Raw genomic sequence first — 19,885 nt, forward strand, 5'->3', positions numbered from 1 at the left:
CACTCCAGCTCATCGTCACTAACCACCGCCGGAACGCTTCATGAAACCGACGAACGGAGGCCGCGCGCAAACGCACGGCCAGAATGCGCCGGAGTATCACGAACGGAATGTGAAAACTTCGTTAGTTGCTGATAAGGGGCAGAAGAGGATCATGTCGGGAACGACAAGTGCCGTTCCCGGAGCTGGCGGGGCAGGTCAGGCGTGCGGATTGCGCTGGACAACCGGCAAAGGTTTGGGCTGGGCGCCCTGGGTCAGCGAGCGCAGTTGCGCCAGCTCCTGCTTCAATTGGTCGCGCTCGTCTTTCAACTGACGCAATTCATCGCGACGGATCGTGACGTACAGGGTTTGTGGCGGCATTGCTGTGTGTACTGTGCCCATTGCTCACCTCGCAAATGGCGTGTCTCAACTGCAAATCGTCCCGCTTTCGGGTTCCTGACTTGCTATCGGCGCCAATTTTGATTTCTTTCGCTCATGAATGGAACTTTTTTATTTTTCATGGTCGGTGTGTCTTCGGCATGAATCGGGGCGTTATCAGTCTGGATCGGGCACAATGCCCGGAAACTTCCGCCGGACGCTCTGGACTAACCTCCATTAGTCGCGTTGGGCTATAACCAATGTCACACATTTATTTGTAGTAAGGAGCATCAGCACATGCAACTCGGGATTATTGGACTGGGCCGCATGGGCGGCAATATTGCGCGACGTCTGATGCTCAACGGGCACACCACCGTTGTTTATGACCGCAATACCGCCTTTGTCGACACCCTGGCCGCCGAGGGCGCCACAGGCGTTGCCGATTTGCCAGCACTGGTCGCCGGCCTGGCCAAGCCTCGCGCCGTATGGGTCATGCTGCCGGCCGGCGCGCCGACCGAAGACACCATTGAAACCCTGAGCAACCTGCTTGAAGCCGGCGACACCATCATCGACGGCGGCAACACCAACTATAAGGATGATATCCGCCGGGCCAAGACCCTGGCCGAGAGGGGCCTGCACTACATCGACGTCGGTACCTCCGGCGGCGTCTGGGGCCTGGAGCGCGGCTATTGCATGATGATCGGCGGCGACGCCGAGACCGTGAACCGTCTGGACCCGCTGTTCGCCGCGCTGGCGCCGGGCATGGGCGAAATCCCGCGCACCAAGGATCGCAAGTCCGAGGATCACCGTGCCGAGCACGGCTACATCCACGCAGGTCCGGCCGGTGCCGGGCACTTCGTGAAGATGATTCACAACGGTATCGAGTACGGCATGATGGCTGCATTTGCCGAGGGCTTCGACATCCTCAAGACCAAGTCCAGCGAGCGCCTGCCGGAAGATCAGCGCTTTGACCTGAACGTTGCCGACATCGCCGAAGTGTGGCGCCGTGGCAGCGTGGTGTCGTCGTGGTTGCTCGACTTGACCGCCGATGCGCTGGCAAGCGATCCGAAGCTCGACGGCTTCTCTGGTTCGGTGGCTGACAGCGGCGAAGGTCAATGGACCATCGAAGCGGCCATGGAGCAAGCGGTACCGGTGCCGGTGCTGTCGAACTCGCTGTTCTCGCGCTACCGCTCCCGCGGCCAGGGCACCTTTGGCGACAAGATTCTTTCGGCCCAGCGCTTCGGCTTCGGCGGCCATGTGGAGACACCGAAGAAATGACCCATACGATCCGCAGAAAATCCAAGGCAGAACCCGCACCACCGACCACGCTGTTTTTGTTCGGTGCCCACGGCGACCTGGTCAAGCGCTTGCTGATGCCGGCGCTGTACAACCTCAGTCGCGACGGCTTGCTTGACGAAAATCTGCGGATCGTCGGCGTTGATCACAACGCCATTACCGATGAAGCCTTCGCGCAAAAACTCGAAGACTTCATCCGTACCGAAGTGGCGGCGAAGGTCGGCAAGGGCGATCAGATGCTTGATCCGGCCTTGTGGGCCAAGCTTGCCAAAGGTATCAGCTACGTCCAGGGCGACTTCCTGGATGACAGCACTTATTCCGCGCTGGCGGCGAAAATCGCCGACAGCGGCACCGGCAATGCGGTGTTCTACCTGGCCACCGCGCCGCGTTTCTTCAGTGAAGTGGTGCGCCGTCTGGGCGCCGCCAAACTGCTGGAAGAAACCCCCGAAGCGTTCAGAAGGGTGGTGATCGAGAAGCCTTTCGGCTCAGACCTGCAAACCGCTGAAGCGCTGAACGCCTGCTTGCTCAAAGTCATGAGCGAGAAGCAGATCTACCGGATCGATCATTACCTGGGCAAGGAGACCGTGCAGAACATTCTTGTCAGCCGGTTCTCCAACAGCCTGTTCGAGGCGTTCTGGAACAACCACTACATCGACCACGTGCAGATCACCGCCGCCGAAACCGTCGGCGTCGAAACCCGTGGCAGTTTTTACGAACACACCGGTGCGCTGCGCGACATGGTGCCCAATCACCTGTTCCAGCTGCTGGCGATGGTTGCCATGGAGCCGCCGGCCGCGTTCGGCGCGGATGCGGTGCGCGGCGAGAAGGCCAAAGTGGTCGGCGCGATCCGCCCATGGACTGTTGAAGAGGCGCGGGCCAACTCGGTGCGCGGCCAGTACAGCGCTGGCGAGATCGATGGCAAGCTGTTGGCTGGTTATCGCCAGGAAGCCAACGTGTCGCCCGACAGCAACACTGAAACCTATGTCGCGCTGAAAGTCATGATCGACAACTGGCGCTGGGTCGGCGTGCCGTTCTACCTGCGCACCGGCAAGCGCATGAGCGTGCGCGACACCGAGATTGTCATCTGCTTCAAACCGGCGCCGTACGCGCAGTTCCGTGATACCGAAGTCGACGAGTTGCAGCCGACCTATCTGCGCATCCAGATTCAGCCCAATGAAGGCATGTGGTTCGACCTGCTGGCCAAACGGCCGGGGCCGGCACTGAACATGGCCAACATCGAGCTGGGTTTCGCTTACAAAGACTTCTTCGAGATGCAGCCGTCCACTGGCTACGAAACCCTGATCTACGACTGCCTGACCGGCGACCAGACGCTGTTCCAGCGCGCCGACAACATCGAGAACGGCTGGCGCGCAGTGCAACCGTTCCTCGACGCCTGGCAGCAGGACGCGAGTGTGCAAACCTACGCTGCCGGCGAAGACGGCCCGCAAGCTGCCAATGATCTGCTGACTCGCGATGGTCGCGTCTGGCATGGTCTTGGATGAGTGACCCGATTCGTTTTTTGCTTAGCGACATGGACGGCACGCTGTTGTTGCCCGATCACAGCCTGAGTCAGCGCACCATCGACGCCGTTCGTTCGCTGCGCGAGGCCGGCGTGTTGTTCAGCCTGGCCACCGGTCGCCCACCCAAAGCCATGCTGCAGCAGATCGAAGCCTTGGGTGTCGATCTGCCAACGGCGGCGTTCAATGGCGGCACCATCGTCAATCCGGACGGCAGCTTGCTGGTCGCGCATTACCTGCCGGCCACGACAGCGTTGATTGCACTGGCGACGTTCGCTGATCAGCCGGATGTCGAAGTCTGGGTGTTCAGCGGTGGCGACTGGTTGCTCAAGGATCCGCACGGACCGATGGTGCCGCGCGAACAGCATGGACTTGGTTATCCGCCGGTGGTGGTCGAGAGTTTCGAACCGTATCTGGAGCGCATCGACAAGATCGTCGCCACCAGTAACAACACGGATTTGCTGATCGAGCTTGAGGCGCGCCTGTTGCCTAAGGTCAACGGCAAGGCCCAGGTCTCGCGTTCGCAACCGGTGTACCTGGACGTGACGGCGCTGGAAGCCAACAAGGGCAGCGCGCTGGCGACCATTGCCGCGCACCTTGGCATCCCGCTGGAGCAGACGGCGGCGATTGGCGATGGCGGCAACGACCCGGCGATGTTCCATTGCGCGGGGCTGTCGATTGCCATGGGGCAAGCGGAAGAGGCGGTGAAGCGCCAGGCCGATGTCATCACCGGCCCAAACACCGAAGATGGCGTAGCGCAGGCCATCGAGCAGTACATCCTGCCGCGCTGAATCACACCGGAACAAATGTAGAAGCGGGCTTGCTCGCGAATGCGGTGTATCAGTCAACACATCAAGTGCCTGACACGTCCTCTTCGCGAGCAAGCCCGCTCCCACAGTTTTAATCGAGTGTTGTCAGAGCCATTGGCTCAGCGCATACCAATGTGGGAGCGGGCTTGCTCGCGAATGCGGTGTATCAGTCAACACATCAAGTGCCTGACACGTCCTCTTCGCGAGCAAGCTCGCTCCCACCGTTTTGATCGAGTGATGCCAGAGCCATTGGCTCAGCGCATACCAATGTGGGAGCGGGCTTGCTCGCGAATGCGGTGTATCAGCCAACGCATCAAGTGCCTGACACGCCCTCTTCGCGAGCAAGCCCGCTCCCACAGTTTTAATCGAGTGATGCCAGAGCCATTGGCTCACCGCATACCAATGTGGGAGCGGGCTTGCTCGCGAATGCGGTGTATCAGTCAACGCATCAAGTGCCTGACACGCCCTCTTCGCGAGCAAGCCCGCTCCCACCGTTTTGATCGAGTGATGCCAGAGCCATTGGCTCACTGCATACCAATGTAGGAGTGAGCTTGCTCGCGAATGCGGTGTATCAGTCAACACATCAAGTGCCTGACACGCCCTCTTCGCGAGCAAGCCCGCTCCCACAGTTTTAATCGAGTGTTGTCAGAGCCATTGGCTCACCGCATACCAATGTGGGAGCGGGCTTGCTCGCGAATGCGGTGTATCAGTCAACACATCAAGTGCCTGACACGCCCTCTTCGCGAGCAAGCCCGCTCCCACAGTTTTAATCGAGTGTTGTCAGAGCCATTGGCTCAGCGCATACCAATGTGGGAGCGGGCTTGCTCGCGAATGCGGTGTATCAGCCAACGCATCAAGTGCCTGACACGCCCTCTTCGCGAGCAAGCTCGCTCCCACCGTTTTGATCGAGTGATGCCAGAGCCATTGGCTCACTCCTACAGTTTATTCGCTGTAATTACAGCCAGTAGCTCACCGCATACCAGCCCAGCAGCCCCATCACCACGGTGTACGGCAACGCCATCCACACCATTCGCCCATACGACAGGCGCACCAGCGGCGCAATCGCCGAGGTCAGCAGAAACAGGAATGCTGCCTGACCATTGGGCGTCGCCACGCTCGGCAGGTTGGTGCCGGTATTGATCGCGATTGCCAGGGTCTCGAAGTGTTCGCGGCTCATGTGCCCGGACAGGAATGCCTGTTTAACCTCGGTGATGTAGATCGTGGCAACGAACACGTTGTCGCTGATCGCCGAGAGCAGGCCGTTGGCAATGAACAGCATGCCCGGCTGTTGATCCGCCGGCAGCGCCAGCACCCACTGGATCAGCGGGGCAAACAGCTGTTGATCGTGAATCACCGCAACTACGGCAAAAAACACCACCAGCAACGCGGTGAACGGCATGGCGTCCTTGAACGCAGTGCCCAGGCGATGCTCGTCGGTGATGCCGGTGAAGGCCGTGATCAACACGATCACCATCAGACCGATCAAGCCCACTTCGGCCACGTGAAATGCCAGGCAGCCAATCAGGATCAGCGCGGCAGTGCCTTGCACCAGCAGGGCGGCGCGCTGGCGCGGAGTGCGTTCGGCGTTGTCTTCAGCGGCGTAATTGGCAAGGACGGCGCGCACGTTGTCCGGCAGCAAGGTGCCGTAGCCAAACCAGCGAAGTTTTTCCAGCAACACGCAGGTCACCAGGCCTGCCACCAGCACTGGCAGCGATACCGGTGCGACTTTCTGGAAGAACTCGCCGAAGTGCCAGCCCATTTCATGGCCGATCAACAGATTCTGCGGCTCGCCCACCAGGGTGCAAACCCCACCGAGTGCGGTGCCGACCGCGCCATGCATCAACAGACTGCGCAGGAACGCACGAAACTGTTCCAGATCGTCATGGTGCAGGGCCGGCAGGTGCTGGTCGTCGCCGAATTCGCTGTCCTGGCGTGGGTCGTTGCCCGAGGCCACACGGTGGTAGACCGAGTAGAAACCAACGGCCGCGCTGATGATCACCGCCGTCACGGTCAGGGCATCGAGAAATGCCGACAGAAATGCCGAGAGAAAGCAGAACATCAGCGCCAGAAACGCCTTGGAGCGCACGCCCAGCAGCAGCCGTGAGAACAGAAACAGCAGCAGATCCTTCATGAAGTAGATGCCCGCGACCATGAACATCAGCAGCAGGATCACCGGGAAGTTGTGCACCAGCTCATCGTACAGAGCCTGTGGGGTGGTCATCTTCAGCAGCAGGGCTTCGATCAGTAACAATCCACCGGGCATCAACGGATAGCACTTGAGGGCCATCGCCAGGGTGAAAATGAATTCGATCACCAGCAGCCAGCCGGCAGCGACCGGGCCAACGGTGAACAGCACCACGGCATTGAGGATCAGGAACCCGACGATGCACGCCTTGTACCAGCGGGGCGAGTGCCCGAGGAAGTTGTGCGCGAACGCCTGGGCCAGTGAACCGGACATCGGTTGCTCCTTGTATTAAGAAGCGCGCAAGTTGCCGCAAGTGTCGGTCAAGTTCAAGTCTGGGGGACTATTGATTCAGATAGCGCGCGACCATGGCCCGGTAGTTGCCGTCCAGTGAATAGCCGCCGACCAGGATTTGCCCGTCCGCCTGCAACGCCAATGAGTTGGCGGTATCCAGGCTGCGTCCCAGACGTGTGCGTAGCCAACCGTGGCCGTTGCCGAACTGTGCGTCGAGTTGTCCGTCGGGCAGATAGCGCGCCACGATGAAATCCGCCTCGATACCGCCAATGGTTGCGCCCACGGCGATGATTCGGTCATCGGCCATGCGTTGGGCAGCGCTCCATTGGCAGCCACTGGGGCCGATTTCCAGCAAGTGCGGGTGGCCGGCGTTGCTGCGCAATTCCGGGCGACCGTTGGGATGCAAACTCAGCGCCATGCAGCGGATCGGATCGCGACTGCTGCCAAAGCAGTGCAGGTGCTCCATCGATTCGAGTACCTGACTGACCATCGCGCTTTGCCCGTGAGCCTTGAAGGCGAGGAAGCCATCCACCGCAAAGCGCTCGTCCAGGCGCCCGTCAGGCAGATAGCGCGCCACCAGCCCCTCCTGAGGGAAGTCAATGGAGCCGGCGACAACGATGCGTCCATCCTTCTGTAGCAGGAGGCTGCTGAGCCAGGTATTGAGCAGCAGATGGCGGATCATCACGAAACCGCGACCGTTGAAACTTGCATCGAGCGCGCCGTCAGGGGTGAGGCGGATCAGCATGCCGGCATGGTCGGCGAGTTCGAAGTGGTGATTGGCGATCAGCAGAATGTGCCCGTCGTCCTGCACGGCAATGTCGCAGGCTTCTGCACCGGATATACCGGGCGGTAGCCAGATATCGCGTGAGCCGATGGAAAGATCGCCCGGCAGGCGCACGACTTGTCGACCGTTGTCGCCAAACGAGGTGTCAGGTGAGCCGTCAGTGTTGAACAGGGCGAGGGCGGGCAAGCTGCGATGGGCATTTTCATAGTGCAAGCCGGCCAGCAGGATTCGCCCGTCCGCCAGTACCTGTACTTTTGCGCCCATGGCTTCGAAGCCGGGGGCGAATTCACCGATCACGCTGCCTTGAACGCCGAAGCCGAGGTCGGCAGAACCGTCGGCGAGCATCCGCGCCAGTCCGAAACAGCTGCCATTGGCAGTGCCGACCTTGGCGGCCACCAATACCCGACCTTGCGGGTCCAGGGCCAGGCCTTGGGTCATGCTGGATACGCTGCCGGCGAAATACACTTGAGCAACGCCGGAGTGGGCAAATTGTCTGTCGAGTCGCCCGGCGTTGGTCGTTGGTGTCGGGAGCGCGAAGGCGTTCTCGGTGGTCATGCATGCTTCTCCTTGCAAGTTGACCAGTCCCGGTGGGCGGGTAACTGCATGAGCGAAACATTCAATCGCTGAATACGCCGAAGTACAACTGACATAACTAACAGGTGGAGGGTCGCACTGTGCCAGAACAGTGTCTTTTGGAACCAAATGAAAGCGTCGCAAGCAATGGCGCCTGACGCTTTAAAAGAAGTTGTACAAAAGTACAGAAGATAAAAAGTAACTGATAACTAAAGATGCACAGGGCGGATGACGTGAAAGTCATCCGCATGACCCTCTGATCAATGTGGCATCGACCACGATTGCAGTTGATGGCCTTCTTCGCTCAATTCGGCGCGTGCCTGCTGCAGCAACTGCTCCAGTTGCGCCGGGTCGGAGTAGGTGCTGCTCGGAATCTGCTTGCGGCCAATGTGCGAGTTGGTACGGTCGATGACAGTCAGGTTCAGTTCGCCGTTGCCGTCTTGTGGGGCCCAGGCCACGCACTGGAAGGGTTTGAACGCGTGGTTGGCAATCAAAAGAGCTTCGTTGATACGGAGCGGGGCGGTCATGGGGTCTTCTCTCTGTCGTGCCCAATCAAGTGATGTGCCGTCGGTTGGGCTTACCGTGCGGCTGGTTACTTGTACTGATGCACGCAACCCCGTGGCGGGTCACACATGACACAAAGAAATTTCAACTTTGTTGCTTATGCTCAGGAATCAGACAGTTTTTGAAAGCTGGCTGAAAGATTCAACTCGATAGCAGACTAATAAACTCCCGTCTTATAACTCGTTACCTTGTACATCTATAAGCAATCGATACAAGGGTCTGTCAATTTCTTGCTAATGTTACAGTCGGGTCTGCCAAATGACTGTTTTTACAATAATTTCCTTAAATTTGGCGCCAAGGAACAGTCATGATCGAAGCGCCAGCGTTACGACGTTTATTGGTAGTCGACCCCTGTGACGACTGTCATCGCCTGTTACCCGGTTTGCGCGCCGTGGGCTGGGATGTCGACAGTTGTACCCTGGAAAATGCCGCCGATCGGACATGCGATGTCGGATTACTGCGACTGCAACCCTTTCACCTCGAACGTCCCGAAGCGGTCAAGGAACTGATCAGCCGTAGCGGCACCGAATGGATCGCGGTGTTGAATCAGGAAGTCCTGCGCCTGCAAAACGTCGGTGACTTCGTCTGCGAATGGTTTTTCGATTTCCATACCTTGCCGTTTGATGTCTCACGGGTCCAGGTGACTCTTGGGCGAGCGTTCGGCATGGCGCGTTTGCGCGGACAAGGGACGATTCACATCGATCAGCCGGAGCACGAACTGCTCGGCGACAGCAAGCCGATCCGCGAGCTGCGCAAATTGCTGAGCAAACTGGCGCCGACCGAGTCACCCGTGCTGATCCGGGGTGAAAGCGGGACCGGCAAAGAACTGGTCGCCCGCACCCTGCATCGCCAGTCCCAACGCCACAGCAAGCCGTTTGTGGCGATCAATTGTGGCGCGATTCCCGAACACTTGATCCAGTCCGAACTGTTCGGCCACGAAAAAGGCGCTTTTACCGGTGCGCATCAGCGCAAGGTCGGGCGTATCGAGGCGGCCAACGGTGGCACCTTGTTTCTTGATGAGATCGGCGATCTGCCTTTGGAATTACAGGCCAACCTGCTGCGTTTTCTTCAGGAAAAACACATCGAACGTGTCGGCGGCAGCCAGCCGATCCCGGTTGATGTGCGCGTCCTGGCGGCCACCCACGTCGACCTGGAAGCCGCCATTGAGAAAAAGCGTTTTCGTGAAGACCTGTATTACCGGCTCAATGTGCTGCAAGTGGTGACCGCCCCGTTGCGCGAGCGCCACGGTGATCTGGCGATGCTGGCCAACCATTTTTCGCACTTCTACAGCCATGAAACCGGCCGCCGTCCGCGCAGCTTCAGTGAAGACGCGTTGATCGCCATGGGCAAACACGATTGGCCGGGCAACGTTCGCGAACTGGCCAATCGCGTGCGCAGGGGGCTGGTGCTGGCCGAGGGCCGGCAGATCGAAGCTCGAGACCTGGGGTTGATCAGCCAGCACTCGATCAACACGCCGATGGGCACGCTAGAGGACTACAAGACCCGCGCCGAACGCCAGGCGTTGTGCGACGTGTTGAACCGGCACAGCGACAATCTGAGTGTGGCGGCCAAGGTGCTGGGGGTGTCGCGGCCGACGTTTTATCGCCTGTTGCACAAACATCAGATTCGCTAAAAAAAAATCGCCGTGGGCGCAGCGCTTGTGCAGTGAATCTGCAGGCGCTGTAAACACGGCGATCTCTTGTATGAAAGCCCCGCATCGGCGGGGCTTTTTTACGTCAGAAGTAGTACGGGAATTTAAGGCTGAAGGAGAAGTCCGGGGCATCTGGGGTCATGCCGATCGACAGGTTGGGTACGATGGTCAGGTTGTCCGTGGCGGCAATGGTCATGCCGACGTTGAAGTAGCCGGCGTTGGCATCGCTGGAGACCACCGATTGCCAGTCGCCACCGTCCTGTTTCAGCTTGCTTCTGCGTTGCACCAGATCAGACATCGAGAACGACATACTCATCTTTTCGTTCAGTGCAAACGCAATACCGGCGCCGATCTGGAAGCTGTCGCCAATGCTGACCTTGCCCGGGGTTTTCTGGTTGACCGTCGAACTGATGTCATCGAACGACTCTTCCAGGTTGTGCGTGTAAGACAAGCTGCCGAACAGCACAGCCGGGTCGAACGTCTTGACCAGCGAGACGCCCGGGGTGATCGACCAGACGCCGTTGCCGGTGGGCAGCGTGTCAGGCACGAACAGGTTGGAGTTGGCGTCGGTCTGACGCAGCTTGATCCCGAACGGGTCCTTGCCGGTTGGCGCCTTGACTCGCAGGGTGACCACGGCGTCCGGGGTGTTGACCGACTCGTCGAGGAACTTGTATGCAATGCCGAAGTTGACGTCGCCGATCGTCGGATCACGCGAAACATCCTGTTCCGTGGTGACGTTGGACGCACCGCCATTGCCGCCACCGGACTGGTAGGTCGAATCGCGGTAAACCACTGGCACGTTCACATCGAACTGCCAGCGGTTGTCGAAGTTGTAGCGGCCGGTCAGGTCCAGCGTCCAGGTGTCGGCCTTGATCCGGTCGAGGTTGATGTTGCCCAGAAAGATCGAATCCAGGGCCAGAAAGCCGTTGAGGATCAGTTGGCGGGTGTCGTAACGCGAGTAGGTCACACCGGTTTCGAAGCTGAACTTACCGCCACCGAAGAAGCCGCTGGCTTCGTCATAGAGGTTGGACACACTCTGGGCCGGTTGCGAATCGTCGGCCAGTGATTGCCCGTAAGAAGCGCCACTGCCCCCGGCTGCGCCCCCCGACGCTGCTGCCGCCCCGACACCAGGAGCCCCGGTACTGGTAGCGACTTTTGGATTGCCTTTCATGTCGGCTGGCGACTTGGCCAGACGCTTGGGTTGCGGCGCCGCCGGTTGGTCTTCGACCTGGCGAACCCGCTGCTCGAGCACCGCCAGCGCTTTTTGTTGTACATCGTAGCGTTGCTTCAGCTCCAGAAGCTCCTGTTTCAGGGCTTCTACGTCGGCGTCCGGTGCCGCTTGCAGCATGGCTGCAGGTAGAAGAGTGCTCAAACATACAGCTGCACGCAGTGATACTGATCGATACATGAATAAGCCGTCCCTTTAAGCCCAATGATCGAGACTCAGCGTAGTTCAATATCCGATATTGCGTAGTGCCCTGAGTTGAGTCAGGTTGCAGTCCAGTGCGCCGGGGCTGATGCCGTTATTGCTAAGCACAACATTGAGTTGGGTCATGTTGTTGACCACGTTGGCACTGCCGAGCAGGCGAGTGTTCTGCAGCAGGCCACCCTGGGCGACTTGTTGCAGGGCCGTACCTTGATTCCCCGAGGCTTGAATAGCCATCTGCACGCCACCGCTCGTGGCTGAAACGGCGACGCTGCCGGCGGCATTGCTGGCGCCGATCGTCTGGCCGGCCATCAGGGCCTGACCTTGTGCTGGCGCCAAAGGAGGAGGGGTGTTGGCTTCTTTTACGTTGATCGCCACGTTGTTGTTGGCGGTGTTGCCGTCGCCGGCGGCGCGTACGCTTTGGGTCACGCCCTGGCTGCTGTCGAGTCCCGCACCACCGATGACATTGCCAGTGCCCGGAGTCGGGGTGCTGCCGTTGCCGTGTTGCTTGATGGTCGAGACGTAAAATTCCGGTTTGATCGTGGCGGCCTGAATCTGCATCGAGGTCGCAGCGCCAATCAGATCACCGCTGGCGTTGCGCCAGGTACTGCTCATGACAATGCCGAAGCTGATGATCCGCCCCGGCATGACGTAACGACCGCGTAGCTCGGAGAGCTCCTGGTCATTGATTTCGATAGGTTTGAACCCTGCATTGGCATAGCCTGACGCGCTCGCTGCCAGGCAGGCGGCGGCCAGCCAGTATGAGGTTTTCATCTGCTGCTCCCGGGACATCCAGCCCCATTCTTTATAATCGGCGATTAAAAGAAGTCGCTCTGTATGAACCCGAAGTCCATCAATTCAGCATCTTTGACAGGGTTGAAAGAGTCGAGCTTGTTCTTGGCGGTCAGCGGTGCCGGAGGACTGCGAAGTGCATTGGTTTTGTCGTATCCGGGGCCGACGATGGCGAAGACAATGCCGTTCCAGCCTTTGACAAAGTCATCATGGGCGTAGCGTTTGTGACCGAGAACCGGGTCTCCGATGTAAACCCAATTCTTGTCCGAGCGCTGCAGCACCACGAAATGCTTGTAGCCGCGAATTTCCATCAGTACCACCACCGGGATCGTGACATCGTCGAGCTTTTCCGGCGGTATCTTGTAACCCCTGGCGCGCATGCCGATGCTTTCTATGTAGCGCTTCATGTCCAGCATGGAAAAACCCTGAGTGCGAACAAGGTCCTGGTCAGAGTTGACCAGCATGCCTTTGATGATGTGCTCCTCATCGACGTCAAGCCAATAGGCCTGGCGCAGAACCGTGGCCAGTGCGGCAGCGCCGCAGCTGAAATCGGTTTTTTGTTCGACGATGTCGGCAAACTTGCGTTCACGGATGCTTTGCACGTTCTTGTAGACGAGTACGCCGCCGGGCAGGGCAGCGACGGGCATCTGGGCAGCCTGAGTCAGGCCGGACAGGCAAAGCAGGGCGATAAAGGCAGTCTTACGCATGATCGATACGCCTTTGCGGACTGAGGAAAAGCCCCGTTTCCGGGGCTTTCGTTTCGATCGCGATTACATGCAGGCTTTGCAACCTGCAGCGATGGACAGCGAGTTGCTTTGTTGGTTGCCAACACCGGCGGCGTTGTTGAAGCCACCGTTACCCGACCAGTTGTTGCCTACGTTGGTCATGCCTGCAGTGTTGGTGACAGGGTTTTTCCAGCCGTCTGGGGTCAGCACTTGTTGAGTGGTTACACCAGCCAGACCGAAGGCACCCACAGCTTCGAAGGTAGCTTTTTGATCTTTGCCACCACCATTGCCGCCATGACCTTTGTCGTCGTTGCCGTAACCGCCACCGCCGTGACCGTGATCGTCATCTTTGATGGTGGCTGTGCCAACGGCGCCGAATACGCCGACGGCGGCGACAGTGCCAGTGAGGGTATCTTTCTTGAAGGTCTGAGTGCCGTTGTTGCCGACTTGCAGACCGGTAGTGCTTTGGTTGGCAGCAGCAGCGGCTTGCGCTACACGACCACCGGACACAGCGATTGCCAGGTTGTTTTTCTGTTGGTTGAAGTTGCCGGCAGCGTTGTTCACGCCGATGTTACCCGAGCCACTGTTGCCGACGTTGTTCATGCCGGCAGTGTTGGTGCTGGAGTAGTTGCCAACGGTGTTGTTGCTGTTGACTTGAGTGGCGCTGGAAGCGGACACCGCAGAGCCGAAGATGAAGCTTTCGTCAGCAGTTGCCAGAGCAGCGGCGTTGTCTTGTTGGTTGCCGTCACCGGCCACGTTGTTTGCACCGATGTTGCCGTTGGCGCCGTTGAGCGAGCCACTGATGCCGGCGTTGTTCTGGGTGCCCTGGTTCAGGACGGTGTTACCGCCGTTGTTTTGCACGTCGAGCACTGCGGCACCGGCACCTGCGCCGATTTGCAGCAGCTCTTCCAGGGTTGGACCTTTTGGTGGAGGAGGGTTGTGACCGTGACCACCATTGTTACCATGATCGTTGCCGCCTGCTTGAGCCGCCATTGCCATTACTGCTGCAAGAGCGAAAACCAGTGGTTTGAGAGCCATTGTAGTTTTCATGGTGTTTCTCCGTCGTGCTTATTAGTTGGTTAAGTGTTGGTACTTTCTAATTGCACTGCTTCTTGTTTGGGTCAGTCAGCGACCCGGATGCTCAGGGTGTTAGCCATACGGTTCCCCACCCCGGCACTCTGGTTCACCTGGATCACCCCTCGGCTGCCGGTGAAGGCCTGATCACTTGTCGTGACCTGGCGACTGCCGGGTGAGGTGCCAGTTGCTCCTGAGCTCGGTAAAAGCGCCACGTTCTGTTGCGAAAGGGCGCTGTCGTCAACGCTCTGCGGGGCAGCACTGATGCTGACGCGCGTCACGTTGGCCATCTGGTTGTTGGCCCCGGCACCCTGGTTCACGCCCAGGATCCCGTTGCCATTACTGAAAGAGTTGCCACCAATGTTGGCGCTGGCGTTCATCGACGGGTTGGCGGGTGTATCGAGCTTTTGCCTGACGATGGTCGAGGCGCTGGCATTGGTGCCGATGGCGATCGCCTTGGTGTTGACCTGTTGCATCTGGTCGCCGGCCGCCTGGTTGACGTTGAAGTTGCCGTGGTATTGCACACCGGTATCCTGGATGTCTGCGTTGTTCACGGAACTTGGATCGGCCATTGCGCTGGCGCAGCTGAAGAGGGCAAGCAGCAGAAGGGAACGATTCATCTCATTGGCCTCCAGCCATACGGGTCAGCGGTGCCAGACCGGTGCTCAACGAGCGATTGATCGTGTTGGAGATCGTGCCGCCACCGCCGCCGCCATGACCGGCGCTCATGCCTGGCAGGCCGTTGGGGTTGGTCAGGACGTTCATGCCGGGCATGTCCGAGTTCGGCGTGATCATGTTGCTGCGGATCGAGGAGCCGCTGGCTACACTGGCAAAGTCACCGTCACTGAGTTCGGTGCTGTTCATCGCTTGATTGATTCGATCGGAAGGGTTGGCATTGACCGTGGTGGGATAGGGATCTTTGCCGCCGCTGCGTCCGATGGGAATGGGCTGGACGTCGCGGTTGAGAACGATCACGCCATTGCCTTCGGCCTGAACGTTGAAACTGATGAATGTGCTGGCGGCTGATCCAATCAGCAGAAGGCAGGTCAGGCCTTTATTGAAATTCCCCACGGCGGCAATTCCTTCTTCAGTGGGCTGGCTCTTGTCAGCGTTGGAAAGGAGAGAGCGAAAGCTGTGCCGCTTTTGAATTGTTGTTGATTTTCAACCGGTTGGTGATGGGCCGTGCAGCGCTGATACAAAAACTGTTTCAGCGCTGAAACAGTCGCGCGGGCACCCAGTCGGTCAATGGCGGCGCAAAGCTCTGGAACAAGGGTTTGCCGGGGACTGTTTCACGGGCGTAACAGATATTCTGACAAAACGATGAAGGCCATTGAAATGGCTGCTTTGCGCTGGAGTGGGTGTTTCAGGAATGGACACTTGTGCCCCGAAAGGGGCTGTTCGCCGGGTCAATCAGCCAATAAATCAGCGACCGCCTCGAAAGCCTGCGCGCGGCGCTCATCCCAGTTGCCCTGAATGATCTGCAGCGTTTGCCCATGCTGTTCAAGCCAGTCGCGGGTGGCTTGAAAGAACGCCATGCGTTCGCTGAGTTGCGGCTGGCAACGCTGGCCATCGTCGGTCCAGTCGATCTGCTCCGGCGACAACACCAGGTGCAGGTCGTAGTGCCGCGCCAACAGCTCCGGTTCCAGCCATGCCGGGCAATCGCCGAACAGAGTCTGGCTCCACAGAATGTTGCTCAGCAGATGGGTGTCGAGAATCAGCAGCCCGGGTTGCTGCGCCCGTGCCTGATCTTCCCATTGCAACTGTCCACGGGCGATGTCGGGGATGTCGTTGAGGCAGGTATCGCGCGGATTTTGTTCGATGAACCAGCGCACGTATTCATCCACCCGCAAACCACCAAAATGCGCCTGAAGGTCGGCCGCCAGCCAGCTCTTGCCCGTGGATTCAGGGCCGGTCAGGACCACGACCTTCATGGCTGCAACGCCGGATCGGCGCGCCACTCACGCCAGCCTTGCACCGCAATCAGGGTGAACAGGGCATACAGTGCGGCGGTGAGGTACAGCCCCTTATAAAGAAACAGGCCGACGAAAATCACATCCAGCACGAACCACAGCGCCCAGCATTGCAGGCGTTTCTGCGCCATCCACAATTGCGCGACCAGGCTGAATGCCGTCAGTGCGGCATCGAGCCACGGCTGCGCGGCGTCAGTCCAGTGCGCCATGGCCGCCCCCAGCAGCAGGCTGCCGAGGGCGCCCACGCTCAGACCGAGCAGGATCGAGCGTCGGTCCAGACGCGTGACGTCGCGCCCGTCATGCAGGGTTCCGGCGCGGGTCCATTGCCACCAGCCGTAGACTTGCAGCGCGGCGTAGATCACTTGCAGCAACATGTCCGAGTACAGCTTCACGTCATAGAAGATCCAGCTGTACAGCAACACCATGACCAGGCCGATCGGCCAGCACCATGGATTCTGTTTGACCGTCAGCCAGACGGCGATCACACCGAGGGCGGCGGCAAACAGTTCAAGCCCGGACATGGGGGTTCCTTGGGGGGAGTTGAGGAGGGAGCGGATTGTACCCAAAAACCTGTAGGAGTGAGCCTGCTCGCGATGGCGGTGTGTCAGTCACTCTGTGGTTGACTGATACGACGCTATCGCGAGCAGGCTCACTCCTGCAGGGGGGCGGTGTTAGACGCGGAACTGGCGTAGAAGCTGGTTCAGCTGCTCACTTAATTGCCCAAGCTTAACGCTCGCTGCACTCGACTGCTCCGCCGCCAGCGCCGTGCTGTGGGACAGGCCGGCCGCCTGGGTGACGTTCTGATTGATGTCCTCGACCACATGCGCCTGTTGCAGCGTGGCGCTGGCAATCGAAGCGTTCAGGCCATTGAGGTTGCGCAGTGCCTGGCCGATGGCGTTCAGGCTGGCACCGGCGAGGCCGGCCTGTTCGATGGTCAGTTGCGAGGCCTTGCTGCTGTCGCCGATGACCTTGACCGCCGCTTCGGAGTGATTCTGCAGGCGTTCGATCATGGTCTGGATTTCCGCCGTCGATTTTTGCGTGCGCTGCGCCAACAGCCGAACCTCATCGGCCACCACCGCAAAGCCGCGGCCCTGTTCACCGGCACGCGCCGCTTCGATGGCTGCGTTGAGCGCCAGCAGGTTGGTCTGCTCGGCAATCGAACGGATCACCTCCAGCACACTGCCGATCTGCGTGCTTTCCGCCGCCAGCGTACGAATCACTTCGACGGCTTGATCAATGGTCCCGGACAGCTTGTCGATCTGTTGCAGGCTGCCGTCGATGTTGATCTGGCCCTGTTGCGCCTGGGCTTCGGCGTCGCGCATTTCAGCGGCGGCGTGTTCGGCATTCTTCGCCACGTCCTGCACGCCGTAGGTCACTTCATTGATCGCGGTTGCCACCAGTTCCATCTGCTGCGATTGCTGCTGGCTGCGTTGCTGGGCCTGGGTGGCATCGTTGCCCAGCTCACTGGACGACTGGCCCAGCGCGCTGGCCGAGACCTGCAAATCACCGATGACCCGGCGCAACTTGGCGGTAAAAGCGTTGAAGTGATGCGCCAGTTGCGTGACTTCGTCCTGGCCGTGGGTATCGAGACTGCGGGTCAGGTCGCTTTCGCCGCTGGCGATGTTGGCCATGGCATTCACGGTTTCCTGCAGCGGGCGCACGATGCTGCGGGCAATCAGGATCACCAGCAGGGCCATGATCAAGGCGATCACCAGGCCGATTATCGTGGCCTTGATCACCTGGCCGCGGAACTCGCTCTGCACATCATCGATATAGACGCCGGAGCCGAGCACCCAGCCCCACGGTTCGAACAGTTTGACGTAGGAAGTCTTGGCCACCGGCTCGCTGGCGCCGGGCTTGGGCCAACGGTAATCGACCATGCCTGCGCCCCGGCTTTTGGCGATCGCGACCATCTCGTTGAACACCGCGAAACCGTCGGGATCGCGGATTGCCGAGAGGTTCTGGCCTTCAAGTTTGGGGTTGGTCGGGTGCATTACCATCACGGGCGTGAGGTCGTTGATCCAGAAGTAGTCGCTCTGGTCGTAGCGCAGGCCACGAATGGCGGTCAGCGCCTGTTTCTGTGCGGCGTCGCGGGTGAGGGTGCCGGCAGTTTCCAGGTCATGATAGTAGGTCAGCAGGCCGCTGGCGGTTTGCACCACATGCTGGGTTTTCTGCGCCTTGGCGTGGTACAGGTCATCGTGGATCTGCTTGAGCATCAACACGCCCAAAGTCAACAACATGACCACGGCCACAATCAAAATGAGCCACAAGCGTCGGCTGATCGACACACTGCGCAAGCTGTTCATAACGCTGTCACTCCGATTTCTTTTTCTTGTAATAAATCAACGCCAGCATCCAACCACGTTTCGGTGATCGGGCATACGCGACCCAAGTCGTATAACGCCGCAGCACTATTAAGGCTTGTCTGTTAGGATTTCGGCCCCGCGCGCGAAAACCTGAATCCAAGTTGATATTTCACGGAATTTTGACCGTTTCGTGTGGATCCTGTGCGCGCGGAATCGGTACAGCTACAAACAGCTACGCTGAACGCAGTGAACGTTAGAAAAATATTATCGGGGCATGCCGGCGTGCATCGCTCTTTGGGGGATTGATGGATCTTTGGACCGCCTTGCAGGCACTGATTCTTGGAGTTGTAGAGGGGCTGACGGAGTTTTTGCCCATTTCCAGTACCGGACACCAGATCATTGTTGCCGACTTGCTCGACTTCGGCGGCGAACGGGCCATGGCGTTCAACATCATTATTCAGCTCGGCGCGATCCTCGCGGTGGTCTGGGAATTTCGCCGCAAGATCCTCGACGTGGTGATTGGCTTGCCGACCCAGCCGAGTGCGCGACGCTTCACCGCCAACCTGCTGATCGCTTTCCTGCCGGCGGTGGTGTTGGGGGTGATTTTTGCCGACTTGATCCACCAATACCTGTTCAACCCGATCACCGTGGCGACCGCGTTGGTAATCGGCGGGGTGATCATGTTATGGGCCGAACGCCGCCAGCATGAAGTGCATGCCGAAACCGTTGACGAGATCACTTGGAAGGACGCGTTGAAGGTCGGTTTCGCCCAGTGCCTGGCGATGATTCCCGGCACCTCGCGCTCTGGCTCGACGATCATCGGCGGTCTGCTGTTCGGCCTGTCGCGCAAGACCGCCACCGAGTTCTCGTTCTTTCTGGCGATGCCGACCATGGTCGGCGCGGCGGTTTACTCCGGTTACAAGTATCGCCACCTGTTCGTGCCGGCAGATTTCCCGGTGTTCGCCATCGGCTTCATCACCGCGTTCATCTTCGCCATGATCGCCGTGCGCGGTCTGCTCAAGTTCATTGCCAGCCACAGCTACGCGGCATTCGCCTGGTATCGGATTGTCTTCGGTCTGGTGATTCTCGCAACCTGGCAGTTCGGCTGGGTCGACTGGTCGGCGGCCAAGCCATGAATGATTCACGCGCCCGTCGCCCGGACGGGCGCCCGTCCGGTGGCGGCGTTCAGCATCTGAAACTGAAACTGGCGGTATTGCTGATCGTCTGCGCATTGCCGGCATTCGGCGCGCTGTCGATGTGGCTGCGCGGGATCTCGCTGGTGCCGCTGACCGCCTATGGTGTGGTCAGCGTGTTGACGTTCTTCATGTACTGGGCGGACAAGCGCAAGGCCCGCGCCGATGCCTGGCGCACCCCGGAGAACATCCTGCACGCACTGGAACTGGCCGGCGGCTGGCCCGGCGCGCTGATCGCCCAGCAGGTGTTCCGGCACAAGACGCGCAAGGTGTCGTTTCAGATTCTGTTCTGGGCGATCGTGGCGTTGCACCAGGTGTTCTGGATTGATCAGCTGTTTCTCGGCTCGAACCTGCTTTCACTGTTCTAAATCACCA

19 protein-coding genes are annotated in these 19,885 nt (G+C 59.4%); 6 read left to right on the top strand and 13 right to left on the bottom strand.

What is annotated here, in order from left to right; genetic code table 11:
- Positions 1-195 precede the first annotated feature (195 nt).
- Entirely contained in the window at positions 196-378 is a 183-nt protein-coding gene (locus QMK55_RS26325) for a DUF6026 family protein (protein WP_003225385.1), read from the bottom strand.
- A 273-nt stretch (positions 379-651) separates the two neighbouring features.
- Here QMK55_RS26325 and gnd point away from each other — a divergent pair, with 273 nt between their 5' ends.
- From gnd to QMK55_RS26340, 3 genes are read left to right on the top strand one after another with little or no spacing between them, the layout of a single operon-like run.
- Positions 652-1,632: a phosphogluconate dehydrogenase (NAD(+)-dependent, decarboxylating) gene (gene gnd, locus QMK55_RS26330; protein ID WP_320328116.1), complete on the top strand. Its 981-nt coding sequence runs from the start codon at positions 652-654 to the stop codon at positions 1,630-1,632.
- Positions 1,629-3,152, top strand: a complete 1,524-nt coding sequence (zwf, locus tag QMK55_RS26335) for a glucose-6-phosphate dehydrogenase (RefSeq protein ID WP_320328117.1) — start codon at positions 1,629-1,631, stop codon at positions 3,150-3,152. The genes gnd and zwf overlap by 4 nt, the downstream gene beginning before the upstream one ends.
- The gene (locus QMK55_RS26340) at positions 3,149-3,958 is read left to right on the top strand and encodes an HAD family hydrolase (RefSeq protein WP_102358514.1); all 810 of its coding nucleotides are present in this window, start codon (positions 3,149-3,151) and stop codon (positions 3,956-3,958) included. The genes zwf and QMK55_RS26340 overlap by 4 nt, the downstream gene beginning before the upstream one ends.
- 973 nt (positions 3,959-4,931) lie before the next feature.
- Here the strand turns inward: QMK55_RS26340 and nhaB are convergent.
- The 3 genes from nhaB to QMK55_RS26355 form a co-directional block, all read right to left on the bottom strand.
- Positions 4,932-6,434 carry a sodium/proton antiporter NhaB gene (gene nhaB, locus QMK55_RS26345; protein WP_102358859.1) on the bottom strand — a complete coding sequence of 501 codons (1,503 nt, stop codon included), beginning with the start codon at positions 6,432-6,434 and terminating at the stop codon, positions 4,932-4,934.
- A 67-nt stretch (positions 6,435-6,501) separates the two neighbouring features.
- Positions 6,502-7,791: a hypothetical protein gene (locus tag QMK55_RS26350; RefSeq protein WP_102358860.1), complete on the bottom strand. Its 1,290-nt coding sequence runs from the start codon at positions 7,789-7,791 to the stop codon at positions 6,502-6,504.
- A gap of 278 nt (positions 7,792-8,069) precedes the next feature.
- Positions 8,070-8,336, bottom strand: a complete 267-nt coding sequence (locus QMK55_RS26355) for a hypothetical protein (RefSeq protein ID WP_102358861.1) — start codon at positions 8,334-8,336, stop codon at positions 8,070-8,072.
- 344 nt (positions 8,337-8,680) lie between these two features.
- Here QMK55_RS26355 and QMK55_RS26360 point away from each other — a divergent pair, with 344 nt between their 5' ends.
- On the top strand, positions 8,681-10,006 hold the full coding sequence (locus QMK55_RS26360; RefSeq protein WP_102358862.1) for a sigma-54 dependent transcriptional regulator: 1,326 nt from the start codon (positions 8,681-8,683) through the stop codon (positions 10,004-10,006).
- A 103-nt stretch (positions 10,007-10,109) separates the two neighbouring features.
- Here QMK55_RS26360 and QMK55_RS26365 read toward each other — a convergent pair whose 3' ends face one another.
- The 9 genes from QMK55_RS26365 to QMK55_RS26405 all read right to left on the bottom strand — a co-directional run bounded on the left by QMK55_RS26365 (position 10,110) and on the right by QMK55_RS26405 (position 18,317).
- Positions 10,110-11,432, bottom strand: coding sequence for a hypothetical protein (locus QMK55_RS26365; RefSeq protein ID WP_102358863.1), 1,323 nt, complete (start codon positions 11,430-11,432; stop codon positions 10,110-10,112).
- Between the two features lie 45 nt (positions 11,433-11,477).
- Positions 11,478-12,224: a hypothetical protein gene (locus tag QMK55_RS26370; RefSeq protein ID WP_102358864.1), complete on the bottom strand. Its 747-nt coding sequence runs from the start codon at positions 12,222-12,224 to the stop codon at positions 11,478-11,480.
- 44 nt (positions 12,225-12,268) lie between these two features.
- Positions 12,269-12,949, bottom strand: a complete 681-nt coding sequence (locus tag QMK55_RS26375; RefSeq protein WP_102358865.1) for a C39 family peptidase — start codon at positions 12,947-12,949, stop codon at positions 12,269-12,271.
- Positions 12,950-13,012: 63 nt separating this feature from the next.
- On the bottom strand, positions 13,013-14,017 hold the full coding sequence (locus QMK55_RS26380; RefSeq protein WP_102358866.1) for a heme utilization protein: 1,005 nt from the start codon (positions 14,015-14,017) through the stop codon (positions 13,013-13,015).
- Positions 14,018-14,088: 71 nt separating this feature from the next.
- Positions 14,089-14,661: an adhesin gene (locus tag QMK55_RS26385; protein WP_320328118.1), complete on the bottom strand. Its 573-nt coding sequence runs from the start codon at positions 14,659-14,661 to the stop codon at positions 14,089-14,091.
- Position 14,662: 1 nt separating this feature from the next.
- A complete protein-coding gene (locus tag QMK55_RS26390; protein WP_102358868.1) occupies positions 14,663-15,112 on the bottom strand; it encodes a hypothetical protein in 450 nt (149 codons plus the stop codon).
- Between the two features lie 335 nt (positions 15,113-15,447).
- A complete protein-coding gene (locus QMK55_RS26395) occupies positions 15,448-15,972 on the bottom strand; it encodes an AAA family ATPase (RefSeq protein ID WP_102358869.1) in 525 nt (174 codons plus the stop codon).
- Positions 15,969-16,532, bottom strand: a complete 564-nt coding sequence (gene pnuC, locus QMK55_RS26400; RefSeq protein ID WP_102358870.1) for a nicotinamide riboside transporter PnuC — start codon at positions 16,530-16,532, stop codon at positions 15,969-15,971. Before pnuC ends, QMK55_RS26395 begins: the two co-directional genes overlap by 4 nt.
- 150 nt (positions 16,533-16,682) lie before the next feature.
- Positions 16,683-18,317 (bottom strand): methyl-accepting chemotaxis protein, encoded by a 1,635-nt coding sequence (locus QMK55_RS26405; RefSeq protein ID WP_102358871.1) that lies wholly within the window; start codon positions 18,315-18,317, stop codon positions 16,683-16,685.
- Positions 18,318-18,622: 305 nt separating this feature from the next.
- On the opposite strand from QMK55_RS26405, the gene QMK55_RS26410 reads away from it, so the two are divergent.
- Both QMK55_RS26410 and QMK55_RS26415 read left to right on the top strand, forming a co-directional pair.
- Complete coding sequence (locus tag QMK55_RS26410; RefSeq protein ID WP_102358872.1) at positions 18,623-19,453, top strand: undecaprenyl-diphosphate phosphatase; 831 nt, start codon at positions 18,623-18,625, stop codon at positions 19,451-19,453.
- The gene (locus QMK55_RS26415) at positions 19,450-19,878 is read left to right on the top strand and encodes a DUF1294 domain-containing protein (protein WP_320328119.1); all 429 of its coding nucleotides are present in this window, start codon (positions 19,450-19,452) and stop codon (positions 19,876-19,878) included. Before QMK55_RS26410 ends, QMK55_RS26415 begins: the two co-directional genes overlap by 4 nt.
- Positions 19,879-19,885: the final 7 nt, after the last annotated feature.

The sequence above is a fragment of the Pseudomonas sp. P8_229 genome (assembly GCF_034008635.1).
In the GTDB taxonomy this organism is placed as follows: Bacteria; Pseudomonadota; Gammaproteobacteria; order Pseudomonadales; family Pseudomonadaceae; genus Aquipseudomonas.